Source organism: Vitreoscilla filiformis (genome assembly GCF_002222655.1).
In the GTDB taxonomy this organism is placed as follows: Bacteria; Pseudomonadota; Gammaproteobacteria; order Burkholderiales; family Burkholderiaceae_C; genus Ideonella; species Ideonella filiformis.
Genome location: NZ_CP022423.1, coordinates 2,402,965 through 2,426,886, shown reverse-complemented (window position 1 = coordinate 2,426,886; position 23,922 = coordinate 2,402,965). Strand labels below are relative to the sequence as shown.

The following is a 23,922-nucleotide window of genomic DNA, read 5'->3' as shown; positions in this document are numbered from 1 at the left end:
CTGACCGGGCTGGAGTCGCCTGCCTACACTGCCGCCCATGACCACCTCCCGCCCCTTCCCACCCCCTGCTGAGGCGTGGTGCAACCGCTTCGCCACCTTGGGCCTGGCGTTTTTCACCGAGTTGCCGGCGCAGGCGCTGCCGAATCCGCACTGGGTCGCCACCAGTGACGCCTGCGCCACCCTGCTGGGCTGGCCCGCCGACACCTGGGCCACGCCCGACGCGCTGGCCGTCTTCAGCGGCCACACGACGTGGCCGGGCATGCGCCCGTTGGCCAGCGTCTACAGCGGCCACCAGTTCGGCCAATGGGCGGGGCGTTTGGGCGATGGCCGCGCCCTGCTGCTGGGCGAGGTGGACACGCCGCACGGCCCGCAGGAAATCCAGCTCAAAGGCGCCGGGCGCACGCCTTACTCCCGCATGGGCGATGGGCGCGCCGTGCTGCGCTCCTCCATCCGCGAATTTTTGTGTTCCGAGGCCATGCACGCTTTGGGCATCCCCACCACGCGGGCGCTGTGCCTGATCGGCTCGCCCGAACCCGTGCGGCGCGAGCGGGTGGAAACGGCGGCTGTCGTGGCGCGGGTGGCACCGTCGTTTTTGCGGTTTGGGCATTTCGAGCATTTCGCCCACTCCGGCCAACATGCTGCCCTGCGCCAGTTGTTCGAGTTCACCCTGACCCACCATTTCCCCGCTTGCCGCGACAGCGACGCGCCCGCGCTGGCCTTTCTGCGCGAGGTCACGCAACGCACGGCTGACTTGCTGGCGCAGTGGCAGGCCGTAGGCTTCTGTCATGGCGTGATGAACACCGACAACATGAGCGTGCTCGGCCTGACCCTCGATTACGGCCCCTTCGGGTTTCTCGACGCCCACGACCCCGAACACATCTGCAACCACAGCGACACCTCCGGTCGCTACGCCTACGCCCACCAGCCGCACATCGCGTGGTGGAACCTGTACGCCTTGGCGCAGGCGCTGGTGCCGCTGGTCGGTTCCGGTGAGGGGGAGCCCGCCGAGGTCGAACGCATCCGCGCCGAGCTGGACACGTTCTCGCCCACCTTCGAAGCCCGCACCCGCGCACTGTGGCAAGCCAAACTCGGTCTGCGCACCCATCAAGCGGAAGATCGCACCTTGGTGCGTGAGCTGCTTACCCTGATGACGCAAGACCGCGCCGACCACACCATCACCCTGCGCCGCCTGGGCGAATTCAGCACCGCCCCCGACGCTCGCAACGACCGGGTGCGCGATCTGTTCCTGCGCCCTGAAGCCTTCGACGCCTGGGCGCAGCGTTACGCCGCCCGGCTGTGCGCCGAAGGCAGCGTCGATGCCGAGCGCCAGGCGCGCATGGCTGGCGTCAACCCGAAATACGTGCTGCGCAACCATTTGGCGGAAGAAGCCATCGTGGCTGCTGAAGCCGGGGATGTCAGCGCGGTGCAGCGTTTGCTGAAAGTTTTGCAGCGCCCGTTCGACGAACAACCCGAGCACGACGCCCTGGCCGGTTTCCCGCCGGATTGGGCGGGGCAGTTGCAGGTGTCGTGCTCATCCTGAACTTGGCAAGGAGCCTCACCATGAGCCACCCGCACAACGATCCTCAATACCCCATCCAAAAATCCGACGCCCAATGGCGCGCCGAGCTGACCCCGGTGCAATACGCCGTGGCCCGTCAAGCCGCCACCGAGCGGGCGTTCACCGGTTCGTTTTGGAACCATTGGGCGTCGGGGCGTTACACCTGCGTCGGCTGCGGCACGGCGCTGTTCGACTCTGAAACCAAGTTCGACGCCGGCTGCGGTTGGCCCAGCTACTGGGCGGCCATTGAAGACGGGCGCATTGAGCGGGTGATCGACCGTTCCCACGGCATGACGCGGGTGGAAGTGCGCTGCGCCGCCTGCGGTTCGCACCTCGGCCACGTTTTTGACGATGGCCCGGCCCCCACGGGTGAACGGTTTTGCATCAATTCAGCGGCGATACACTTCGCGCCCATTGCCGACGCACCACCCACCCCATGAAACTGCTGCTCGACTTTCTGCCCCTGATCCTCTTTTTCGCCACCTTCCGTTATGCGGACGGCAACAAAGAGGCCGCTGCTGCCTTCGCCTCGGAGCACTTTGGGTTTTTGGTGTCCGGGGGCCAAGTGGGGTTGGCAGAGGCGCCGGTGCTGCTCTCCACCCTGGTGGTGATCGCGGCCACGCTGCTGCAAGTGCTGTACTTGAAAGTGCGGCGCCAGAAAGTCGATCTGATGCTGTGGATCAGCTTGGTGATGGTGGTGGTGTTGGGCGGGCTCACCGTCTGGCTGCACAGTGACACCTTCATCAAGTGGAAACCCACCGGCCTGTATGCCGCCTTTGCCCTGGTGCTGGGCCTGAGCCCGTGGTTGGCTGGAAAGAACCTGATCCGCGCCATGATTGGCGATCAACTGGCCTTGCCGGATGCCGTGTGGGCCACGCTCAACCGCGCCTGGGTGCTGTTTTTCGCCACCATGGCGGTGCTCAACATCGCCGTCGCCTACAGCGTGGACACCTCCACTTGGGTGAACTTCAAAGTGTTTGGCATCACCGCACTGATGGCGGTGTTCATGGTCGGCCAAGGTTTTTACATCCACCGCCACCTGCCGCCCGAAGACGACGCCGGCGCCCCCAAACCCTGACGCCCATCGTCCCCCAGCCTCTCTTGCCCATGACCACGATGCCCCCTGCCACCGTGGCGGCCATTGAAGCCGCTTTGCGGGCCGAACTGGCCCCCCTCGAACTCACCGTGCGCGACGACAGCGCCGCCCACGCCGGTCACGCTGGCGCGGGTGATGGCAGCCATTTTTCGCTGCAAATCACCAGCGAACGCTTTGCCGGATTGGGCCGGGTGGCCCGACATCGCCTCGTGTATCATGCCCTGCGCCATTTGCTGCCCCAGGGTGGCGGGCCGGGCATCCACGCCCTGGTGATTGATGCCCGCGCCCCGGGTGAAGCCTGACACACTGATCGGCCCAGACCGAGTGCCCTAGAAAGATCCTCTGCATGAAGCTGAAGTCCACCGTCCTGCTGGCCGCTGCGGCCATCATCCTGCCGCTGGCTGCCCAGGCCCAGAACGTGGCCATTGTCAACGGCAAGCCCGTGCCCAAGTCCCGCTTGGAGCCGCTGCTGCAACAAGCGTCCCGTGCGGGTCAGCCCGTCTCCGCTGAAATGGAATCGCGTGCGCGTGACGAAGTCGTGCTGCGCGAGATTTTTGCCCAGGAGGCTGAGCGCCGTGGCATCCCCGCCACCGCCGCTTACAAGGCCGAGTTGGAACTGATGCGCCAGACCGTGTTGATCCGTGCGCTGTTCGAAGACTTCCAAAAGAAGAACAGCGTCAACGAAGCGGACGCCCGGGCTGAATACGATCGCATCAAGGCAGCTTCGTCCGGCACCGAGTACCGCGCTCGCCACATCCTGGTCGAAAGCGAAGACACCGCCCGCAAGCTGATCGCCGACCTGAAGGCCGGTGCCAAGTTTGAAGACCTGGCCAAGGCCAATTCCAAGGATCCGGGCTCGGCTGAAAACGGCGGCGATCTGGACTTTGCCAAGCCCGAAGCCTACGTGCCTGAGTTCGGTAAGGCCATGGCCGCACTGAAGAAGGGCGAGTACACGCTGGAGCCCGTCAAGACCCAATTCGGCTTCCACGTCATCTTGCTGGAAGACCAGCGCGAAACCCAATTCCCGGGGTTTGACGACGTCAAGGGCCAACTGTTGCAGCGCATGGGGCAAAAGAAGCTCCAGCAGTACCAAGAAGACCTGCGCAAAGCCGCCAAGACGGACTACAAGTTCAGCGCGATGGAATAAACCCATCCGCCGTTCTCGCTCCCCCAGAGGGAGCGGTTGCCGCACCCAAGCCAGCCACCGTGCTGGCTTTTTTCATTCCGGCTTCATTCAGGCGGGCAGCAGGTGCCCTGCTTCAATGTGCAACTGGCGGTGGCAGCGTGCTGCCAAGCTGCGGTCGTGCGTCACCATCACCAAGGTGGTGCCGGCCTCGCGGTTCAGGTCGAGCATCAGTTGCATGATTTTTTCACCGGTGGCGAAATCCAAACTGCCCGTCGGCTCATCGGCCAGCAGCACTTGCGGACGCATCACAAACGCCCGGGCCAAACCAACGCGCTGTTGCTCGCCACCGGACAGCAAACGCGGATAGTGCTGCAAACGCTGCCCCAAACCGACCCGTTCCAGCATCTCGCGGGCTTGGGTGCGTGCATCGCGGGCACCGGCCAATTCCAGGGGCAGCATCACGTTTTCCAGGGCGGTGCGGTTGGCCAGCAATTGAAAACTCTGGAACACAAAACCGAGGTGACGAGCGCGCACGGCGGCGCGTTCGTCCTCATCCAAAGCGAACAAATCCACCCCACCGATGTGAACGCTGCCTGCGCTGGGCACATCCAGCCCCGCCAGCAGGGACAGCAACGTGCTTTTGCCCGAACCCGACGCGCCGACAATCGCCGCCGACTCCTGAGGCGCCAGGGTGAAACTGATGTCATGCAGAATCGTCAGCATTCCAGTGGCGTCGCTGACCTGTTTGGTCAGCCCTTGAACCGCGATAAGGGGTGAAGTCATGAGGCAAGCACAGTGAGTGAAAACAAGCAACGACGCCGACGCATCGTGCAGGGCCTGTGGGCCCTCGGTGGCTGGCACTTTAGCGCCCTGTTCGGACAAGCCCAGGCCCAGCCGGCACAAACCCGCACACTGCTGGTGGTGGGGGACAGTCTCTCCGCCGAGTATGGGTTGGCGCGTGGCAGCGGCTGGGTGGCGCTGTTGCAGCAGCGGTTGCAGGGACGGCAGCCGCCGTGGCGGGTGGTGAATGCCAGCATCAGCGGTGAGACCACGTCCGGGGGGCGCAGCCGTTTCGAAGCCCTGCTGCGGCAGCATCAACCGAAACTCGTGCTGCTCGAATTGGGGGGTAACGATGCGTTGCGAGGCTTGCCCTTGAGCAGCACCCAAGACAACCTGCGCCACATGCTACAAAGCACCCAAACCGCAGGGGCCAAGGCGGTGCTGTTGGGCATGCAGGTGCCACCCAACTACGGCAAGCGCTACGCCGAGGAGTTCCGCACCCTGTTTGAGACGCTGGCGCGCAGCGAGCGCGTGGCTTTGGTGCCCTTTTTCTTGCGTGGCGTGGCCGACGCACCCGACCCGCTGGCGCTGTTCCAAGCCGATCGCATCCACCCCAACGCGCAGGCGCAGCCGCTGCTGTTGGACAACGTCTGGCCCGTGGTGCAGCCGCTACTGCGCTGACAGCTCGGGAAACAGCTCGCTGGTGAAACCCAGGCGCGTCAAATCGGTCATGCGGGTGGGGTAGAGCCGGCCCAGCAGATGGTCGCATTCGTGCTGCACCACACGGGCGTGGAAGCCCTCGGCTTCGCGTTCGATGCGCTGCCCTTGGGCATCCCAACCGCTGTAGCGGATGCGTTGCCAGCGTGGCACCTCGCCGCGCAATCCCGGCACGGACAGGCAACCTTCCCAGCCCGGCGTTTGCACACAGGTGCCATCGGGTTCGGGCAGGGGTTCGATGTGTGGGTTGATGAGCACGGTACGTGGCACGGGGGGCGCTTCGGGGTAACGTTCGCTGCGCGTCACTTCGAACACGACGACTTGCCACGCTTCCCCAATTTGGGGCGCGGCCAAGCCGACACCGCCTTCGGCGGCCATGGTGTCAAACATATCCTGGAGCAGTTGCGCCAGCGCGGGGGTGTCAAAGGTTTCAACGGGACGCGCCACTTGCAGCAGCAGTGGGTTCCCCATTTTCAGCACAGGGCGGACGGCCATGGTGACTCCATTGGAAACAGCGATGCGAGATGCACTCAGGACATTTTCTCCAAGCCCATTTTGTGGCGCAGGCGCTCAATGATGCCCAACACGCGCGCCGCCGGGGTGGCTAAAACGGCGGGCGACGCCGGCCCAAGGGTGTTTTGTCGCTGTATTTGCAACAAATGTAAGTCATGCAACGTGCTCAGAAAGAGGACAGCGGTGCTGTCGTCACATCGGCTCAGGCGCATCAATTCATTGAACCCCAAAAACCGGGAACGTAAAAAAGCAGCCAAGCGTGAAAACTGCGGGTTTTGCATCAAGACGCTGCTGCTGGGCCAAGCGGCCAATTTGTATTGCAGGTGGGTGTCGTGGTAATTCACGGGAGAATGCTGAGAAAATACGGGCTGCTGGGAAGATGTCGCCAATAAAGATTCAATTTCCAGCAAAACCTCGGTGAATTCCTCCATTTGTAACGGGCGGGCCACTGCATGGTGAGGCCAATGGGGGGGCGTCTGCTGCGGGTGTTTGAGCACGATCACCGGTGCTTGCACGGGAGGCAGGGCCAGTGTGTCGTGTTCGGGCAGAGAAAAAATCAGCAAATCTGGTGGCGTGTCGGACGCTTCGTCGCAAATCTGGGCGTTCCAGGTGTAGTGAGCGCGGCCACTGGAATTCAAAAGTCGAAGAAATACCCGAATCGTGGCGTGGTCGATGTTGCGCAGGCCGCGCAGGCACATGATTTTAGGTTCAGGGGTTGCGCCCATGGATGCACCGGGTAAAAAAGATCGGAATGAGGGGGCTCATCTGGCGGGCATTGTGGCGGCAGCCCCCTAGCATCAGGTTTGACACCGGTCAGAGGCCCCCCAATCCCCTCATCGGCACCAACATTTGGCCGAGGAAACGCGATCATTCCACCCGTGGCCGAACTCCGAGGTGTCTTGGCGCAAGATGCGGCGCTCGCCCCGGTGGTCATCGTGTTCGTACAACTCCAGCGTGCAACTGCCGGACACCCGCGCAGACGAAGCCCGGTCATTGAAACCCGGCAGCGCATTGACCACACTGTTTGGGCGTAACCGGTACGCCCCTCCGCCATAGTTAACGTGTTCGTACAGTGTGCAGCCCACTGAGCCTGTGACCGCACTGCCGCCGATGTTCACGCTGCCCACGGTCACTGCCGACCGTGGGGTCGATAGGTCGGTAAATTCCTTTTGCACACAGGCAGCAAAAGTTTCATTGCCGGGTTCATAGCCATAGTCTAGGCACCGTTTACGGGCCGTTTCCATTTGCGCTTGCTGCCGATTTTGTTCGGCGGCTCGCATTTGTTCAGAAATGCGACCACTTAAACCTTCCACAGCGGTGCAGCCTGTCAAACTGGCCACCGCCACCCCTAGAAAAATGAAGGATGTCCGTTGCATCGAATTACTCTCTGTCACTGCCGAATGGAAATGGTTACAAATAGGGCGCAGCAAGCTGCGATAGATTGGCCGTTCCACATCACATGCACAGCCTGTTGATTCCGTGTTCACCGCGACTTGTGCCAACACACGGCGCAAGTGACGAATTAGGGGGTCGGGGCATGCAATCACGCTATAGGGATAGCCATGATGCTCAAACTGCCCGACTCTGCCCAGCACCTCATAACGGCTCAACGTCCGCCCATGCTTTCCTCCGTCTCGCGCCGCCAATGCATTCTTGCCGCAGCAGCTTGGCCGTGGCTGGGACAGGCGCGTGCGGCGCTCGGCGAGCCGGTGCTCAACATCTCAGGCAAGATCAAGGTCAGCAACAGCCCTCAAGGGTTTGGCTTCACCCTTGACATGCTCTCGGCCCTGCCTCAACACCAGTTTCGCACCCGCACTCCTTGGCATGCTGGCAGTCCGCAATTCTCGGGCCCGTTGTTGCGCACGGTGTTGGACAAGGTGCAAGCGCAAGGCCAAGTTTTGCGCGCCATCGGGCTGAACGACTATGTCGTAGACCTGCCCGCCAGCGACGCCGACGAATGGAATGTGATCGTGGCGCTGTTACAAGATGGCCGCCCGATGCCCGTGCGCGAGCGTGGGCCGCTCTTCATCATCTACCCTTTCGACGAACGCAACGAGCTGCGCCGCCAGCAGTATTTCAACCGATCGGTTTGGCAGTTGTGTCGTCTTGAAATTTCATGATTCTTTTTCCGGCTGAGCCTGGCTCGCCTTGGCATCGTTGGTTGCTTCGGGGCTTGAGTTTGGCGCTGTTCTTGGCGTTGTTGGTGGTGATGGGGGTGCAGTTTCGCCAAGTCAAATTGTTAGAGCGCTCCATCGCCTTGGTGGATCACGCCCGGGGGTGGTCGTTTTCCGAAGTTGAGTTTGAGGCATTGCGTGTGATCGCAGCCTTGCAAGACGCTCAACTGGCGCCCGATGAGCCGTCGGTGACGGCCCGCTGGATGGTTCGGCACGACATTTTTGTCAGCCGACTCAGCTTGATTGGCCCGGAGCGCCAAGAGCTGGCGGTGCCGCAGCATCTCCGTTATGAAGCCACCCGAGAAGCGCTGTATGCGTGGTCTCACTTGGCCGATGCAGTGCGTCTTGCCGGTGAGGTGACGCCAGCGGGTCGTCCTTCCGGGATGGAGCTGGCAGCCCTGCAAGCCTTGCTGGAGGTGTGGTTGCCGACCCTGCGTGAGCTGAGTGTGGCCGCCTCCGTCAGTGCTTCTGAACGTGAGGATGAGCGCATTCGTGCCGTGTCCCAGCTCAACAAAATGGGCTTGGTGACCACCATCGTGTTCGGTCTGCTGACCCTCTCTTTGGCCCTGATGTTGCGCTACGACGCTCAACTCATCCGCCGCCGAGGCCAAGAGCTGGAAGCCTTGACCGCCCGACTCGAACAAGCCCGCGCCGCTGCCGATGGCGCCAACCAAGCCAAAAGTGTGTTCCTGGCCACCATGAGCCACGAACTGCGCACGCCTTTGCACGGCATGCTGGGCATGCTGGATCTGCTCAGTACCCAACCGCCAGAAGACCAGCGTCGGTGCTACCTGCAAACCGCCCAGGATGCGACGCAGCATTTACTGGCGTTGCTCAACGACATCCTGGACATGTCCCGCCTCGAATCAGGGCGCTTGACGTTGTGTGTGGGGCCGGTCGATCTGGGGCGGTTGCTGGCCGACGTGGGTTCGGTGATGCAAGCCGCTGCGCGAACTCGCGGCTTGACATTGCGGGTGGAGCGTGGCCCCCAGGTGCCCACCTGGGTGCAAGCGGACGACACGCGCTTGCGCCAAGTGCTGTTCAACTTGTTGTCCAACGCCATCAAGTTCACGCCGCAAGGGGAGGTGAGCCTGCGCGTAGAAGGAGGAGCGCAGGGCGTGGCGTTCGTGGTGAAGGACACCGGCATCGGCATGGACGGGGCCACCCTCGACCGGCTGTTCCAGCGCTTCAGCCAAGGCGACGCGGGCATTGCCCGGCGCTATGGCGGGACGGGTCTGGGTTTGGAGATTTCCCGCACCCTGGCGCGCATGATGGGGGGGGATATTTCGGTGTCGAGCCACCCAGGCCAAGGTAGTTGCTTCACAGTGGTGTTGCCGTTGCCCTTGAGTGAGGCGCCGGCAGCGAGCAGCGAGGCGCCGCCATCGGCAGGTGTTCCCTGTGCGCCTCCGCCGGATGTATCGCCGTCAGCAGACGGGCCGCTGGACATTTTGGTGGTTGAGGACGACCCCAGCAGCCGCTTGTACCTCAGTACGCTGCTGGGTCAGCTCGGCCACCGTGTGCGGCAGGTCAATGACGGTGCCCAGGCGCTGGACACGCTGAATGAGCACTGGGCGGATGTCGTGTTGATAGACATGCACATGCCGGTGCTCGATGGTTTGGCCACCACGCGGCGCCTGAGGCTGCGTCCAGACGCTTTGGCACACATTCCGGTGATCGCCGTGACCGCCGACGCCTACGAGGTGGCCCGTGCCAACGCGCTGCAAGCGGGGATGAACGATGTGCTGGTCAAGCCGTTTGACGCGGCAGCCGTGCGGGTGCTGCTGGGGCGCTGGTTTGGTGCCCATCGGGCTGATGTGGCCCCGGGGGCGCCCATGGCCGCTGGCTTGTCAGCGCCGTCCCCTGCGCCAGCTCCAGCCCCAGCGAATGCCGGAGGCGTGGCTCGGCTGATCCATTTGGATGCGCTGGCCAGTGCTTGCCAGGTGTTCACCCATGCCAAGCTGCAAGGTTTATTGGGGCAATTTTTGGCCGATCAGTCCGGCACCTTGGGGCGTTTGGTGGCCGCAGGCCAAGCGCAAGATGCGGCCCAACTCACCCAAGCTGCGCACCAGCTCAAAGGCGGTGCAACCCTGCTCGGGCTGAAGGCGGTGGCCGAGCAGGCCCGGCACATCGAACAGCAAAGCCGCGCCACGCCCCCGCAGTGTGATGTCGAGGCCATCGCCCAACTGCAACACACTTGGCAGGAAACCCAGGCGTGCTGCCGCCTGCTGGGTTTCACTGCCGCCACGATGCCCGCCCCATCCGCTCAAACAACGACCGGTTCGGGCTCCAGCCGGATGCCAAAGCGCCCGTAAACGCTTTCTTGGATGGCGCGGGCCAGCGTCTGCACTTCGGAGCCGATGGCGCCGCCCCGGTTCACCAGCACCAGGGCCTGCTTTTCGTAAACGCCGGCGTGCCCGATGGTTTTGCCCTTCCAGCCGCAGGCGTCGATGAGCCAACCGGCGGCGAGTTTGAAGTGGCCATCCTCCATCGGGTAATGCACGACGTGGGGATCGCGGGCGATGATGTCCCGGCACTGTTCGGGTGTGACCACCGGGTTTTTAAAGAAACTGCCCACGTTGCCGATGTGCGCCGGGTCGGGCAACTTGGCGCGGCGGATTTGGCACACCCACTCAAAAATGGTGCGTGCATCGGGCGTGGTGCAGCCGGTTTCGGCCATTTTGCGTTCCAAATCGAGGTAGCCCAGGATGGGTTGCCAGGGCTTGGGCAAGCGCAGTCGCACGCGGGTGATCACACTCTTGCCGGCCAGGGCGCCTTTGAAAATGCTGTCCCGGTAGCCGAAGCGACACTGCCAAGCGTCGAGTGTCACGGTGCGACCGGTGAGCAAATCCACCGTGTCCAGGGACTCGAACCGGTCTTGCAGTTCCAGCCCGTAAGCGCCGATGTTTTGCACGGGCGCGGCGCCCACCGTGCCGGGGATCAGGGCCATGTTTTCCAGGCCAGGCCAGCCTTGGTCGAGCGTCCACGCGACCGCGTCGTGCCAGCGTTCGCCCGCGCCGATTTCAACGATCCACGCATCGGCGCGTTCCTCCACCAAACGCTGGCCCATGACTTCGACTTTGAGCACCAGCTCGGGCATGTCCCGGGTGAAGATGACGTTGCTGCCGCCGCCCAGCACGAATTTGGGGGCTCGGCCCAGGTCGGGGTGATCCACGACGCGACGCACGTCCGCGTCCGAAGTGATGCGCACCAAGCGGCCCGCCACAGCGGGCAGGCCAAAGGTGTTGAGGGATTTGAGGCTAACGTCGGGTTCGATCTGCATGGCAGAATTTTCCGCCATTCTTTTTCATTCGCTTTTTGCCAGGAAAGACGCTTCATGCCCAGCTTTGACACCGTTCTCGAACCCGACATGGTCGCCATCAAACATGCCGTGGACAACGCCAAGAAAGAGATCGGCACCCGCTTCGACTTCAAGGGCACCAGCGCAGCCGCCGAGCTGAAGGAGAAAGAGAAGGAAATCCAGCTCGTGGGCGATTCGGATTTCCAGATTGAACAAGTCAGCACCGTGTTGGTGGGCAAGCTCACCAAGCAGGGCGTGACGATCAACTACTTGGACATGAGCGCCAAGCTCGAAAAAATCGGCGGCGACAAGGTGCGCCAAACCTGGAAGATCAAGGCCGGCATCGAAAGCGATCTGGCCAAGAAAATCGTGGCCGGGGTGAAGAACAGCAAACTCAAGGTGCAAGCCAGCATCCAGGGGGACACGGTGCGCATCACCGGCAAGAACCGCGATGACCTGCAAACGGCCATCGCCTTGCTGAAAAAAGACTTCAGCGACCAACCGCTGAAGTACGAAAACTTCCGCGACTGAGCCTCACCCGCCGCTTACAACGTCCGCACCGCGTCGCCCATGGCGGCGATCAGCGCGGCGGCGGGCAAGGGCAGGCGCGTGTCACCCACCGCCGCCTGACCGTGCAGCCAGACCGCCGCAGCGGCGCAGCGACGGGCCTGTGCCACGTCTTGAGCCCCAGGGCCTGCGCCTTGGGTGCTCCACAAACCGCCCAGCCAGCCCGCCAGCACATCACCACTGCCGGGCGTGGCCAGGCGGGCGTTGCCGGTGGGGTTGATCCACCAGTGCCCATCCGGTTGGGCCAGCACCGAGCCCGATCCCTTGAGGACCACCACCGCGTGCAGTTGCTGGGCCAGGCGCTGTGCCGCTTCGCTGCGCCGGGCTTGCACTTGCGCGGTGCTGCTGCCGAGCAGACGGGCCGCCTCTAAGGGATGTGGCGTTAACACCGTGGCGTGCTGGCGCTGGGCGCGTTGCACCAAGGCGGCGCGCAGGGCGGGGCTGGCAGCCACGGCGTTGAGGGCGTCGGCGTCCAGCACCAGGCGGGCGCTGTGGGCGAGCACCTCGGGCAGCACGTCGGCCACCGCCGCCCCGCCACCGCAGCCGCAGACCACGGTGGCAGCGGCCAGCGCGTCGGATGCGCGCCAATCTCGCGGCGTGCGGTGCATCAGTTCGGGTTGCAGCGGATCGGCGCCAGGGGGCGGGCCATCGGCGGCTGCCGGGGCCAGGTACACCCGCCCGGCCCCCGCGTGCAAAGCCGCCCGGGCGGCCAGTTGTGCGGCGCCGGCCATGCCCGCACTGCCACCCATCACCCAGACATCACCAAAACTGCCTTTGTGCTGGGCGTGCTGTCGGGGGGCCAAGAGGGTGCGCACATCGGCTTGGCCGGTCAATCCTGCCGAAGCCGGCACCATTTGCCACGCCGGATGGCTGGGTGCGAGCAGCGGCGCCCACCACAGCGCGCCGGCCCAGTCGCGGCCTTGGCCGGTGTAGAGGCCGGGTTTCAAACTCAACAAAGCCAGCGTGGCATCGGCACGGACGCACGGCTCACCGAGCGGCTGGCCGCTGTCCGCACACAGCCCGGTCGGTAGATCGACCGCCAGCACTTGGGTGTGAGGATGGTGGCGTGCCCGCGCCATGGCGCGCACCGCCTGGGCCAACGCCCCGGCGGGCGCCCGGCTTTGGCCCAGGCCGAGCAGTGCGTCCACGATCACGTCGGGCGGCTGCTGCGGTTCCGGTTGGGGGTGGGGCTGCAAGCCGGCGTCGAGGGCGGAGGCCAGCGCGTGGGCCGCGTCGTGGGGCAGGCGGGCGGGGTCGCCCAGCAAACTCACTTCCACCGACTTGCCCCACTCGTGCAGCCAGCGCGCCGCCACCAAACCATCCCCGCCGTTGTTGCCGGGGCCGCACACCACCCAAATGCGCCGCGCATGGGGGGCCAGGGCCAGAACCCAACGCGCCAGCGCCCAACCGGCCACTTGCATCAGCGCGTGCGGGGGGTGTTGCGCCAGGGCGTGGGTTTCGAGTTGGCGGGCCGTGGTGGCGTCATGCAAGGGCAGGGCGGCGGTGGGCGTGTCCACGCACAGCACGGTGGACGACAGAAGGGGAAAGTTGGTGGCAGTGGATGGAGCGGGCATCATGCCGGGGAGCCTAGCACCGAGGGCGGGGCTGTGCCAGCAGGTGTCGGGCCTGCTACAATCATCGGCTTCGTTCGGTGCGCTAAAGCGTTTTGAGCGAAGTTCAACTGCTGTGCGGGGCGCAGGCCCTGCGATCCTCGAACCCGGTAAATCAAGGTGTCGTGGCGTTGAGAAGCCCCGTTTTGGCGGCCTCGCGTGCGATCTGTGCCGGTGTTCAAGACCCAACCTTCGGAGATCTCCCATGTCCGTTTCGATGCGCGAAATGCTGGAAGCCGGTGTCCACTTCGGTCACCAAACCCGCTTCTGGAACCCCAAGATGGCCCCCTTCATCTACGGCCATCGCAACAAGATTCACATCATCAACCTCGAAAAGACCCTGCCCAAGTTCGAGGAAGCCCTGAAGTTCGTGCGTCAACTGGCGGCCAAGCGCGGCACCGTGCTGTTCGTCGGCACCAAGCGCCAAGCCCGTGACGTGGTGGCCATGGAAGCCGCTCGCTGCGGCATGCCCTACGTCGATCAACGCTGGCTCGGCGGCATGCTGACCAACTTCAAGACCGTCAAGGGCTCGCTGAAGAAGCTGAAGGACATGCAAGGCCAGAAGGACGCTGGCGCCGAACTGCGCATCAAGAAAGAAGCGCTGCTGTTCGACCGTGAGCTGGCCAAGCTGGAAAAAGACATCGGCGGTATCCAAGATCTGGGCGCTTTGCCGGACGCCATCTTCGTGATCGACGTGGGCTTCCACAAGATCGCCGTGGCCGAAGCCAAGAAGCTGGGCATTCCTGTGGTCGGCGTGGTCGATACCAACCACTCGCCCGATGGCGTGGACTACGTGATCCCCGGCAACGATGACTCGGCCAAGGCCGTCGCCCTGTACGCCAAGGCCATGGCCGACGCCGTGCTGGAAGGCAAGGCCGCTGCCACCCACGAGCTGGTCGCCGCTGTGGCTGCCCCGGCCGATGGCGACGAATTCGTCGAAGTCAGCGAAGAAGCCTGATCGCGTCAAGCGCCCTGAGTTGGCGCTGCGCACCAAGGGGCTGTCACAGCCCCTTTTTCATATCCCTTGATCATGTTCGCTGGGGCTCGCATGGGTGAGCCCCAGCCCTCACAAAGTACGGAGAAACACACGATGGCTGCGATTACCGCAAAGATGGTGTCCGAGCTGCGCGCCAAGACCGACGCCCCGATGATGGAGTGCAAGAAGGCCCTGACCGAAGCCGATGGCGACATGGGTCGCGCTGAAGAAATCCTGCGCGTCAAGCTGGGCAACAAGGCGGGTAAGGCCGCAGCGCGCATCACCGCCGAAGGCGTGGTCGCTTCCGCTGTGAACGGCAATGTGGGCGCCCTGATCGAAATCAACTGCGAAACCGACTTCGTCACCAAGAACGATTCGTTCATGGCCATGGCCAAGTCGTGCGCTGAACTGATCGCCGCCAACAACCCGGCTGACATCGAAGCGCTGGGCGCTCTGCCGCTGTCGCAAGACGGCTTCGGCCCCACCGTTGAAGACGTGCGCAAGGGCCTGATCGGCAAGATCGGCGAAAACATGTCGTTCCGCCGCTTCAAGCGCTGGGAAGGCGCTTCGTCGCTGGCGGCTTATCTGCACGGCACCCGCATCGGCGTGGTCGTTGAGTTCGACGGTGACGCCACTGCCGCCAAGGACGTGGCCATGCACATCGCCGCCATGAAGCCGGCTGCGCTGTCGGGCGCTGACGTGCCGGCTGAGCTGGTCGAGAAGGAACGCAAGATCGCTGCCGAGAAGGCCGCTGAATCGGGCAAGCCGGCTGAGATCGTCGCCAAGATGGTCGAAGGTTCGGTGCAGAAGTTCCTGAAGGAAGTGTCGCTGCTGGATCAAGTCTTCGTGAAGGCTGCCGATGGCAAGCAAACCGTGGGCGCTTACCTGAAGAGCACCGGCACCACCGTCAAGGGCTTCACCCTGTACGTGGTCGGCGAAGGCATCGAGAAGAAGCAGGACGATTTTGCTGCTGAAGTGGCCGCCCAAGTGGCCGCTGCCAAGGCCGGCGCCTGATCGCGGCCTGACTGAACACGGCGGCCCTGTCATCCGGCGGGGCCGCCGTGTGCGTTTCCTGACTTCGCTTTCGTTTTCATCCGCGCCATTCAAGAGGGATTTTTATGCCGGCCTACAAACGCATCCTGCTCAAGCTTTCTGGTGAAGCCCTGATGGGCGACGACGCCTATGGCATCAACCGTGCCACCATCGTGCGCATGGTGCGTGAAGTGGCCGAAGTGACCCAGCTCGGCTGCGAAGTGGCGGTGGTGATCGGGGGCGGCAACATCTTCCGTGGCGTGGCAGGCGGTGCCGGTGGCATGGATCGCGCCACAGCCGACTACATGGGCATGATGGCCACCGTGATGAATGCCCTGGCCCTGGGCGACACCATGCGCCAAGAAGGCATGACGGCCCGTGTGATGTCGGCCATCGCCATCGACCAAGTGGTCGAACCCTATGTGCGCCCCAAGGCGCTGCAATACCTCGAAGAAGGCAAGGTGGTGATTTTTGCCGGCGGCACGGGCAACCCCTTCTTCACCACGGACACCGCTGCCGCCCTGCGTGGTGCCGAGATCGGCGCGCAGGTGGTGCTCAAGGCCACCAAGGTCGATGGCGTGTACACCGCCGACCCCAAGAAAGACCCGACGGCCACGCGCTACGCCAGCGTCAGCTTCGACGAGGCCATCGCCAGGAACCTGCAAGTGCTGGACGCCACGGCTTTTGCGCTGTGCCGCGATCAAAAGTTGCCGATCAAGGTGTTCTCGATCTTCAAGGAAGGTGCGCTCAAGCGCGTGGTGCTGGGCGAGGACGAAGGCACCTTGGTACACGTCTGAGGCTGCGTCTCCCGGCGCCGTCAGGCGCGTTAGACTTGAACGCTTTTCATCCAACGCTTGCAACCGCTCGCCATGGCTACCATTCCTGAGATCAAGAAAACCGCTGAAACCAAGATGGCCAAGTCCATCGAGGCCCTGAAAAACGAACTGCAAAAGATCCGCACGGGCCGGGCTCACCCCGGCATCTTGGATCAGGTGCATGTGGACTACTACGGCTCGCCGGTGCCCATCAGTCAAGTGGCCAACGTCAGCCTGTTGGACGCCCGCACCATCACCGTCCAGCCCTGGGAAAAGGGCATGGGCGCCAAGATCGAAAAAGCCATCCGCGAATCCGATCTGGGGCTGAACCCCTCTTCGCAAGGTGATCTGCTGCGCGTGCCCATGCCCGCGCTGACTCAAGAGCGCCGCAAGGAGCTGACCAAGGTGGTCAAGCACACCGGCGAAGAATCCAAGGTGGCGGTGCGCAATCTGCGACGCGATGCCAACGAGCAGCTCAAGAAACTGCTCAAGGAAAAGCTGGTGTCGGAAGACGACGAGCGTCGTGCGCAGGACGATGTGCAAAAGCTCACCGACCGCACCATCGCTGAAGTTGACAAGCTGGTGGCGTCCAAAGAAGCGGACGTGATGGCCGTCTAAGCCGATGAGTGTGCCTCGCGTGGTGCCTCGGCATGTGGCCATCGTCATGGATGGCAACGGACGCTGGGCCAAAAAGCGTTTCATGCCGCGTCTGGTCGGGCACAAGTTCGGCATGGACGCTTTGGTGCAGTTGGTCGATCACTGCGCGGAACGGGGCATCGAGTTCCTGACCGTGTACGCCTTTTCTTCGGAAAACTGGCGTCGCCCCGACGAAGAAGTGTCGGGCCTGATGGATCTGGTGCTGGTGGGCGTGGCCAAATACCTCCAGCGGTTGGCCGAGCGCGGCGTGCGCATCCGCATGGTGGGTGACCGGTCGGCGGTGTCCGAGCGCGTGCGCCAAGCCTGGGATCAGTCCGAACAGACGACGGCCCACAACACCCGCATCACGCTGACCGTGGCCTTCAACTACGGCGGGCGCTGGGACATCCTCCAAGCCTGCCAACGTGCGTTGCGCGAAGGCACTGCGCCCGAGGCATTGACCGAGGATCACTTGGCGCGCCACATGGCCCTGGCCCATGCGCCGGATCCGGATTTGTTCATCCGCACGGGGGGCGAACTCCGGGTCAGTAATTTTTTGCTGTGGCAACTGGCCTACAGCGAGTTTTATTTCACCGACTGTCTGTGGCCCGACTTCAACGCCGCCGAGCTGGACAAGGCGTTGGCCGCGTTCGCAGGTCGGGATCGCCGTTTCGGCGGCGTGGCGCCTGCGGCCACTGGGGCGGGTTCCTGACGCTGTGGGGCGGCTGCGGCATCCCCGAGGAGTCTTTGCATGTTGATGCCTCGCATCCTCACCGCGCTGGTGCTGCTGGCGTTGTTGGTGCCCGCCTTGTTGGCGGCCAGTCCGCTGCCATTTGCAGCCCTGACCCTGGTGCTGATCGGCGCGGCGGGTTGGGAATGGGCGCGCTTGAATGGCGCGTGCCCGGGCGTATCACTCGGCCTGGGGGCCCTGGTGACGCTGTTGTGCGGTGGCGCCTGGGCGGCGGGTTGGGCCAGCCAAGCCCCGGCTGCCGTGTGGTGGATCGCCACCTTGTGCTGGGTGATCGGCGGCGGTTATGCCCTGCGCTGCGGCCCGGCCATGTGGCCGCGTTTGCCACAGGTGGCGCGCCAAGTGCTGGGCGTGGTGGTGCTGTGCGCCGCTTGGCTGGCGCTGGCGGGAGCGCATCAACGGGGGCTGGCCTTCATTCTGTCGGCCTTGGCGATTGTGTGGATGGCCGACATTGCCGCCTACTTCGGGGGCCGAGCTTTGGGGCGGCGCAAACTTGCGCCCACCATCAGCCCGGGCAAGAGCTGGGAAGGCGTGTGGAGCGGCCTGACCGGCGTGCTGGTGTTGGCCGGGGCGCTCATCGTGTGGGAGCGGGGTGCCCCTGAGGGCGCGGCGCTGAGTGTGTTTTCGACCCTGTGGCAACAGTTGGGCCCTGGGCTGGCATTGCTGGCGGGCGTGGCGCTGGTCGCCCTGAGTGTCATGGGCGATCTGGTGGAATCGCTGATCAAGCGTGCGGTGGGTGCCAAAGATTCGAGCCGCTTGTTGCCCGGTCACGGCGGGGTGCTGGACCGGATCGATGCGTTGCTGCCGGTGTTGCCGGCGGTGATGGCGTTCACCAGTGTGTGATCCACGGGCCGTGCGCTCGTTTTCTTTTTCAAACTGACCATGACGATCCCCCGACAACGCCTGGCCATCCTCGGTGCCACCGGTTCGATTGGCACCAGCACCCTGGACGTGGCGGCGCGCCATCCCGACCGCTACGAGGTCGTCGCCCTCAGCGCCCATCAGCGGGTGGACGACATGCTGGCCCTGTGCCTGCGCTGGCAGCCGCGCTGGGCCGCGATGTCGGACGAGGCCGCAGCCGCTGATTTGCGCCAGCGCTTGCGTGGTGCCGGCAGCCGCACCGAGGTGCTGGCAGGGCCAGCGGCGTTGGTGGAACTGGCGGCGCACCCGGAGGTGGATGCGGTCATGGCGGCCATCGTTGGGGCGGCGGGTTTGCCGTCTTGCATGGCGGCGGCGCGGGCGGGCAAACGGCTGTTGTTGGCGAACAAAGAAGCCCTGGTGGTCGGCGGTGCCAGTTTCATGGCGGCTGTTCAAGCCGGCGGGGCCACGTTGTTGCCCATCGACAGCGAACATTCCGCCATCTTCCAGTGCCTGCCCGAAGACCGCCGTACCTGGGGGCAGCGCATCCATCACATTGTGTTGACGGCGTCGGGCGGGCCGTTTCGCCAGCGTGACCCGGCGACGTTGCACGACATCACCCCCGATCAAGCCTGCGCCCATCCGAACTGGGTCATGGGCCGCAAAATTTCGGTCGATTCGGCCACGATGATGAACAAGGCGCTGGAGGTGATCGAGGCGCGTTGGCTGTTCGACCTCACGCCCGAACAGGTGCAGGTGGTGATCCATCCGCAAAGCATCATCCATTCGATGGTGGTGTGCCGCGATCAATCGGTGCTGGCCCAGTTGGGCACGCCGGACATGCGTGTGCCCATCGCATATGGCCTGTCGTTCCCCGAGCGCATCGAATCTGGCGCCCAGGCACTGGATTTTCTCAGCCTCAAAGCCCTGACGTTTGAAGCCCCGGAGCGCAGCCGTTTCCCTGGGCTGTTTCTCGCTTGGGATGCCCTCAACGGCCCGGCGGGTTCGACGGCAGTGCTCAACGCAGCCAACGAGGTGGCGGTGGAGGCGTTCCTCGCTGGACGCATCCGCTTCACGGACATTCACACCGTCAACGCTGCCACGCTGGACACTCTGCGCGTGCCGCAGGGGGCCGATGCCAGCGTCGAATCGCTGCTGGCGCTGGATGCCCAGGCGCGCAGTCACGCCACCACCCGCGTCCAAGCACTGACCCGCTGACCGAAACGGATCGAGCCGACCATGACCACGCTGCTGGCCTTTTTGCTCACCCTCGGGGTGCTGATCGTGGTACACGAGTACGGCCACTACCGGGTGGCTTTGGCCTGCGGTGTCAAGGTGCTGCGGTTCTCGGTTGGATTCGGGCGCGTGCTGTGGCGCCGCACCAATGCCCAAGGCGTCGAATTCACCCTGAGCGCATTGCCGCTGGGCGGTTACGTGCGCATGCTGGATTCACGCGAAGGCCCGGTGCCGCCCTCATGGCGTGAACAGGCGTTCGACCAGCGTCCGCTGCGCCAGCGTGTGGCCATTGTGGCGGCGGGGCCGCTGGCCAATTTGGCGCTGGCGGTGGTGCTGTATGCCGCGTCGGCGGCGTGGGGTGTGATGGCGCCCAAGGCGGTGTTGTCGGCACCGACGGCGGGGAGTTTGGCAGCGCAGGCGGGGTTGCAGTCCGGCGATTGGGTGCAAGCGTGGGCCGCAGGCGAGGCCGAGTGGCAAGACGTGCGCGCCATGCCCGACCTGCGCTGGGCGGTGAGCCAAGCCGTGCTCAATGGCCAAGCACTGCGCTTGCGCGTGAGCGACAGCCAAGGCCGCCATGCGCACGAATTGCGCTTGGCCACCGACACCCTGGCACACCAAGAGTTGGACGCGGCCACCTGGGCACGCATCGGTGTCGGTGCGCCGTTCAGCCCGGCGGTGATGGGGGCGCTCAAACCCGAAGGCCCCGCCGCCCAAGCCGGCCTGCGTGAAGGCGACGTGGTGTTGAGCGTGGACGGTCGCGCCGTGCCGGATGCCGCCACACTGCGCGAGTGGGTGCGTTCGGCGCCGGAGCGCGTGCAGCGCTGGCACATCGAGCGGGGCGCGCAGCGGCTGGAGCTGTCGGTGACGCCGCGCCGTGTTGAGGAGCGTGATCGGGTGCTGGGGCGCATCGATGCGGCGGTGGGTCAAGCGCCCGAAACCGTGTGGGTGAGCGAATCCTGGCCCCAAGCCCTGTGGCAAGGCGTGACGCGCACCGGCGACATGATCGGCCTGAGCTTGCGCATGTTTGGCCGCATGCTCATCGGAGAAGCCTCCCTGAAGCAACTCAGTGGCCCGTTGACGATTGCCGACGCCGCCGGACATTCCGCCCGCCAAGGCGTGGGCGACTACTTGGCCTTTCTGGCGCTGGTGAGTGTCAGTTTGGGCGTGCTCAATTTGCTGCCCGTGCCCCTGCTCGATGGGGGGCATTTGGTGTGCTATCTTTTCGAAGGGGTGAGTGGTCGGCCCGTCTCCGAGGCGTGGCTGCTGCGGTTGCAGCGCGGGGGTGCCGCGCTGTTGCTGTTGATGATGTCCATCGCCCTGTCCAATGACGTGGCCCGCTTGCTGGGCCTGCCATAACCGATCTTTCCCGATGCTGTTCCCCTCCTTGACGAGCTTCTGGCGGCCTGTGCCTGCGTGTGTGGTTGTGGCCTGTGCCAGCTTGGTTCAGCCTGCGTTCGCGGTCGAGCCTTTCGAAATCAGAGACATTCGCATCGAGGGCTTGCAGCGGGGCGATCCGGGCAGCGTCTTCGGCGCGTTGCCGTTTCGCATCGGGGACACCTACAGCGATGAAAAGGGTACCGCCGCCATGCGGGCGCTGTTCGCCACGGGGTTGTTCAAAGACGTGAAAATTGAGCAGGAGGGGCGAACCGTTGTGATCGTGGTGGCGGAGCGCACCTTCATCTCCAAGCTGTATTTCACGGGGCTGCAAGAGTTCGACAAGGATGCCATCCTCAAGGCTCTCAAAGACAACGGTATCGCACCGGGCCTGCCGTTCGACGATGCGCTGATTGACCGGGCGTCCCAAGAAATCAAACGCCAATACCTGTCGCGCAGCTTTTACGGTGTGACGGTCAAAACCACCAAAACCCCGCTGGAGCGCAACCAGATCGATTTGACCTTCGATGTCAGCGAAGGCGGCATTGCCTACATTGAAGACGTTCGGGTGTTTGGCGCACAAACCTTCTCCGAGCAAGATTTGCTGGACATGCTGGATCTGACCACCAGTGGCTGGCTTACCTGGTACACCCGTTCCGATCGCTACGCCCGGGCCAAGTTACAGGGGGACATGGAGAAAATCCGCTCCCACTATCTGAACAATGGTTTCCTGGAGTTTGATTTCACGTCGCAGACTCCCGTCGGCATCACGCCGGACAAACTGCACACCGAGATCGATTTACAAATTGCCGAGGGCACGTCCTACATCGTCGATGCGGTGCGGTTGGAGGGGGACTATCTGGGCCAAGAGGCAGACTTCCGCCAGCGCGTCAGCATCCGCCCGGGCCAACCTTACCGCGCCGACGACGTGGCCGCCACCGTGCGCGAGTTCATGGAGCTGTATGGCACCTTCGGGTACGCCTTTGCCCGGGTCGAACCGCGCCCCGAGATCGATCGGGCCAGGGGCCTGGTGACGGTGGTGTTGCGTGCCGAGCCCCGGCAGCGCGTGGCGGTGCGACGCATCAACATCGCTGGCAACACCCTGACGCGGGACGAAGTCATCCGGCGCCAGTTCCGCCAGTTTGAATCGGCTTGGTATGACGGGCGCAAGATCAAACTGTCGCGGGATCGTGTGGAGCGGCTGGGGTTCTTCACCGACGTCATCATCACCACCGAACCTGTGGCCGATGCGGAAGACAAAGTCGATCTGCTGTTGACCGTGGTTGAGAAACCCACGGGCAGCCTGATGCTGTCGGCGGGTTACTCGAACGCTGAACAACTTACTTTGGCAGCCTCGGTGCGCAAGGACAACGTGTTCGGCACCGGCAACTACCTGGGGGTGGATTTCAGCACCGGCAAGTACAGCCGCAGCATGGCGGTGTCCGCCACCGATCCGTATTTCACTGACGATGGGGTGTCGCGCTCGGTGGAGGTCTACTACCGCACCACGCGCCCGGTCAACAGCGTGGGCAGCGCTTACCAACTGGCCACGCCGGGCATGGCGGTGCGCTTTGGCATTCCCTACACCGAAACCGACACGATTTTCGTGGGGGTTGGCGCCGAGCAGATGCGCGTGGGCACGGCGTCAGGCATTCCGAACAGTTACTTCTTGCATGTGGCCGAGTTCGGGCGCAACAGCTCGGGCTTCCCGCTGACCCTGGGGTGGGCCCGCGAAGAGCGCGATAACCCGATGGCCCCCACGAAAGGCAGTTACAAGCGCATCAACCTGGAAACCAGCTTGGCCGGCGACATGCGTTACGCCCGCCTCAACTCGCAGTTCCAGCAGTATCTGCCGGTGACGCGCAAACTCACGTTGGGCTTGAACGCTGAAGTGGGGGCTGGTTATGGTTTGCAGGGCCGCTCCTACCCGGTGTTCAAGAACTTCTATGGTGGTGGTCTGGGCTCGGTGCGCGGTTTTGAACAAAGCTCGCTGGGCAACTTGGACGTGACCGGGGCCTTCAACGGCGGCACTCGGCGCGTCAACCTCAACAGTGAGCTGTACTTCCCTTTGCCTGGTTCGGGCAACGACAAGACGCTGCGCATTTTTGCCTTTGCAGATGCAGGCAACGTCTGGGCCGAAAACCAGTCGATGCACTGGGGTGACTTGCGGGCTTCGACGGGGGTGGGGCTGTCGTGGATCTCGCCGGTGGGGCCGCTCAAATTGAGCTACGGTCGCCCGGTGCGCTACGAGGCCACGGATAAAATCCAACGCTTCCAGTTTCAAATCGGAACGGCTTTTTGATGATGAACGTGCTAACGAAAACCCTCGCAGCGGTCGCTTTGGCCGGCGTGGCCCTGGTTGCTCAGGCCCAGGATCTCAAGATTGGCTACGTCAACGGCGAGCGGGTGTTGCGCGAGTCGCAGCCGGCCAAGGCCGCCCAGGCCAAGTTGGAAGCCGAGTTCAAGAAGCGCGAGACCGATCTCAGCGAAACCGGCAACAAACTGCGCGCAGCGGTCGAAAAGCTGGAGAAGGACGCGCCGATGCTGTCCGAATCCGAGCGCAACCGGCGCCAGCGCGAGCTGACCGAGCAGCAACGCGAGTTCGAGCGTCGCCGCCGCGAGCTGCTCGAAGACCTGAACCAGCGCAAGAACGAAGAGCTGTCGGCGGTGATGGAGCGGGCCAACCGCGTCATCAAACAAATTTTTGAAGCCGAAAAGTACGACCTGATCGTGCAAGAAGCCGTGCTGGCCGGCCCGCGCGTGGACATCACCAAGAAGGTGATCGACGCGCTCAACGCGAGCAAGTGA

At 63.9% G+C, this 23,922-nt stretch carries 25 protein-coding genes; 19 read left to right on the top strand and 6 right to left on the bottom strand.

Annotation, left to right across the window (positions count from 1 at the left end; translation table 11 throughout):
• Positions 1-37: 37 nt before the first annotated feature.
• Genes VITFI_RS11460 through VITFI_RS11440 form a run of 5 tightly spaced genes read left to right on the top strand, consistent with a single transcriptional unit; the run spans position 38 to position 3,801 of the window.
• Positions 38-1,540, top strand: a complete 1,503-nt coding sequence (locus VITFI_RS11460; RefSeq protein ID WP_089417071.1) for a protein adenylyltransferase SelO — start codon at positions 38-40, stop codon at positions 1,538-1,540.
• A gap of 20 nt (positions 1,541-1,560) precedes the next feature.
• Entirely contained in the window at positions 1,561-1,998 is a 438-nt protein-coding gene (msrB, locus tag VITFI_RS11455) for a peptide-methionine (R)-S-oxide reductase MsrB (protein ID WP_089417070.1), read from the top strand.
• Positions 1,995-2,636 (top strand): septation protein A, encoded by a 642-nt coding sequence (locus VITFI_RS11450; RefSeq protein WP_089417069.1) that lies wholly within the window; start codon positions 1,995-1,997, stop codon positions 2,634-2,636. Before msrB ends, VITFI_RS11450 begins: the two co-directional genes overlap by 4 nt.
• Positions 2,637-2,665: 29 nt before the next feature.
• Entirely contained in the window at positions 2,666-2,956 is a 291-nt protein-coding gene (locus tag VITFI_RS11445; RefSeq protein ID WP_089417068.1) for a BolA family protein, read from the top strand.
• A gap of 44 nt (positions 2,957-3,000) precedes the next feature.
• Positions 3,001-3,801: a peptidylprolyl isomerase gene (locus tag VITFI_RS11440; protein WP_089417067.1), complete on the top strand. Its 801-nt coding sequence runs from the start codon at positions 3,001-3,003 to the stop codon at positions 3,799-3,801.
• 87 nt (positions 3,802-3,888) lie between these two features.
• On the opposite strand, the gene VITFI_RS11435 is transcribed toward VITFI_RS11440, so the two are convergent.
• The gene (locus VITFI_RS11435) at positions 3,889-4,563 is read right to left on the bottom strand and encodes an ABC transporter ATP-binding protein (protein WP_089417066.1); all 675 of its coding nucleotides are present in this window, start codon (positions 4,561-4,563) and stop codon (positions 3,889-3,891) included.
• Between the two features lie 12 nt (positions 4,564-4,575).
• Here VITFI_RS11435 and VITFI_RS11430 point away from each other — a divergent pair, with 12 nt between their 5' ends.
• Complete coding sequence (locus VITFI_RS11430) at positions 4,576-5,241, top strand: arylesterase (RefSeq protein WP_232476591.1); 666 nt, start codon at positions 4,576-4,578, stop codon at positions 5,239-5,241.
• Here VITFI_RS11430 and def read toward each other — a convergent pair.
• From def to VITFI_RS11415, 3 genes are all read right to left on the bottom strand, one after another.
• The gene (gene def, locus VITFI_RS11425) at positions 5,230-5,772 is read right to left on the bottom strand and encodes a peptide deformylase (RefSeq protein ID WP_089417065.1); all 543 of its coding nucleotides are present in this window, start codon (positions 5,770-5,772) and stop codon (positions 5,230-5,232) included. The genes VITFI_RS11430 and def overlap by 12 nt on opposite strands.
• Positions 5,773-5,807: 35 nt before the next feature.
• Complete coding sequence (locus VITFI_RS11420; RefSeq protein WP_157725664.1) at positions 5,808-6,515, bottom strand: hypothetical protein; 708 nt, start codon at positions 6,513-6,515, stop codon at positions 5,808-5,810.
• A gap of 108 nt (positions 6,516-6,623) precedes the next feature.
• Positions 6,624-7,034, bottom strand: coding sequence for a peptidase inhibitor family I36 protein (locus VITFI_RS11415; protein ID WP_157725663.1), 411 nt, complete (start codon positions 7,032-7,034; stop codon positions 6,624-6,626).
• A 318-nt stretch (positions 7,035-7,352) separates the two neighbouring features.
• Here VITFI_RS11415 and VITFI_RS11410 point away from each other — a divergent pair, with 318 nt between their 5' ends.
• Complete coding sequence (locus tag VITFI_RS11410) at positions 7,353-7,910, top strand: hypothetical protein (protein ID WP_198301440.1); 558 nt, start codon at positions 7,353-7,355, stop codon at positions 7,908-7,910.
• Positions 7,907-10,276 carry an ATP-binding protein gene (locus VITFI_RS11405; protein WP_089417061.1) on the top strand — a complete coding sequence of 790 codons (2,370 nt, stop codon included), beginning with the start codon at positions 7,907-7,909 and terminating at the stop codon, positions 10,274-10,276. The genes VITFI_RS11410 and VITFI_RS11405 overlap by 4 nt, the downstream gene beginning before the upstream one ends.
• Here the strand turns inward: VITFI_RS11405 and murB are convergent.
• A complete protein-coding gene (gene murB, locus VITFI_RS11400) occupies positions 10,228-11,244 on the bottom strand; it encodes a UDP-N-acetylmuramate dehydrogenase (RefSeq protein WP_089418120.1) in 1,017 nt (338 codons plus the stop codon). The two genes, VITFI_RS11405 and murB, sit on opposite strands and share 49 nt — an antisense overlap.
• Positions 11,245-11,298: 54 nt before the next feature.
• On the opposite strand from murB, the gene VITFI_RS11395 reads away from it, so the two are divergent.
• Positions 11,299-11,793, top strand: coding sequence for a YajQ family cyclic di-GMP-binding protein (locus VITFI_RS11395; RefSeq protein ID WP_089417060.1), 495 nt, complete (start codon positions 11,299-11,301; stop codon positions 11,791-11,793).
• A 14-nt stretch (positions 11,794-11,807) separates the two neighbouring features.
• On the opposite strand, the gene VITFI_RS11390 is transcribed toward VITFI_RS11395, so the two are convergent.
• On the bottom strand, positions 11,808-13,406 hold the full coding sequence (locus tag VITFI_RS11390) for an NAD(P)H-hydrate dehydratase (protein WP_198301438.1): 1,599 nt from the start codon (positions 13,404-13,406) through the stop codon (positions 11,808-11,810).
• Positions 13,407-13,644: 238 nt separating this feature from the next.
• Between VITFI_RS11390 and rpsB the strand changes: the two genes are divergently transcribed.
• From rpsB to VITFI_RS11340, 10 genes are all read left to right on the top strand, one after another.
• The gene (gene rpsB / locus VITFI_RS11385; RefSeq protein WP_089417059.1) at positions 13,645-14,397 is read left to right on the top strand and encodes a 30S ribosomal protein S2; all 753 of its coding nucleotides are present in this window, start codon (positions 13,645-13,647) and stop codon (positions 14,395-14,397) included.
• A 132-nt stretch (positions 14,398-14,529) separates the two neighbouring features.
• Positions 14,530-15,429 (top strand): translation elongation factor Ts, encoded by a 900-nt coding sequence (tsf, locus tag VITFI_RS11380; RefSeq protein ID WP_089417058.1) that lies wholly within the window; start codon positions 14,530-14,532, stop codon positions 15,427-15,429.
• Between the two features lie 104 nt (positions 15,430-15,533).
• Complete coding sequence (gene pyrH / locus VITFI_RS11375; protein ID WP_089417057.1) at positions 15,534-16,244, top strand: UMP kinase; 711 nt, start codon at positions 15,534-15,536, stop codon at positions 16,242-16,244.
• 72 nt (positions 16,245-16,316) lie between these two features.
• On the top strand, positions 16,317-16,880 hold the full coding sequence (frr, locus tag VITFI_RS11370; protein ID WP_089418118.1) for a ribosome recycling factor: 564 nt from the start codon (positions 16,317-16,319) through the stop codon (positions 16,878-16,880).
• A gap of 4 nt (positions 16,881-16,884) precedes the next feature.
• Positions 16,885-17,610 (top strand): polyprenyl diphosphate synthase, encoded by a 726-nt coding sequence (gene uppS / locus VITFI_RS11365; RefSeq protein WP_089417056.1) that lies wholly within the window; start codon positions 16,885-16,887, stop codon positions 17,608-17,610.
• 39 nt (positions 17,611-17,649) lie between these two features.
• Entirely contained in the window at positions 17,650-18,489 is an 840-nt protein-coding gene (locus tag VITFI_RS11360) for a phosphatidate cytidylyltransferase (RefSeq protein WP_089417055.1), read from the top strand.
• 45 nt (positions 18,490-18,534) lie between these two features.
• The gene (ispC, locus tag VITFI_RS11355) at positions 18,535-19,722 is read left to right on the top strand and encodes a 1-deoxy-D-xylulose-5-phosphate reductoisomerase (protein ID WP_408645614.1); all 1,188 of its coding nucleotides are present in this window, start codon (positions 18,535-18,537) and stop codon (positions 19,720-19,722) included.
• A gap of 21 nt (positions 19,723-19,743) precedes the next feature.
• Entirely contained in the window at positions 19,744-21,096 is a 1,353-nt protein-coding gene (gene rseP / locus VITFI_RS11350) for an RIP metalloprotease RseP (RefSeq protein WP_089417053.1), read from the top strand.
• A gap of 13 nt (positions 21,097-21,109) precedes the next feature.
• Complete coding sequence (gene bamA, locus VITFI_RS11345; protein WP_089417052.1) at positions 21,110-23,416, top strand: outer membrane protein assembly factor BamA; 2,307 nt, start codon at positions 21,110-21,112, stop codon at positions 23,414-23,416.
• On the top strand, positions 23,416-23,922 hold the full coding sequence (locus tag VITFI_RS11340; protein ID WP_089417051.1) for an OmpH family outer membrane protein: 507 nt from the start codon (positions 23,416-23,418) through the stop codon (positions 23,920-23,922). Before bamA ends, VITFI_RS11340 begins: the two co-directional genes overlap by 1 nt.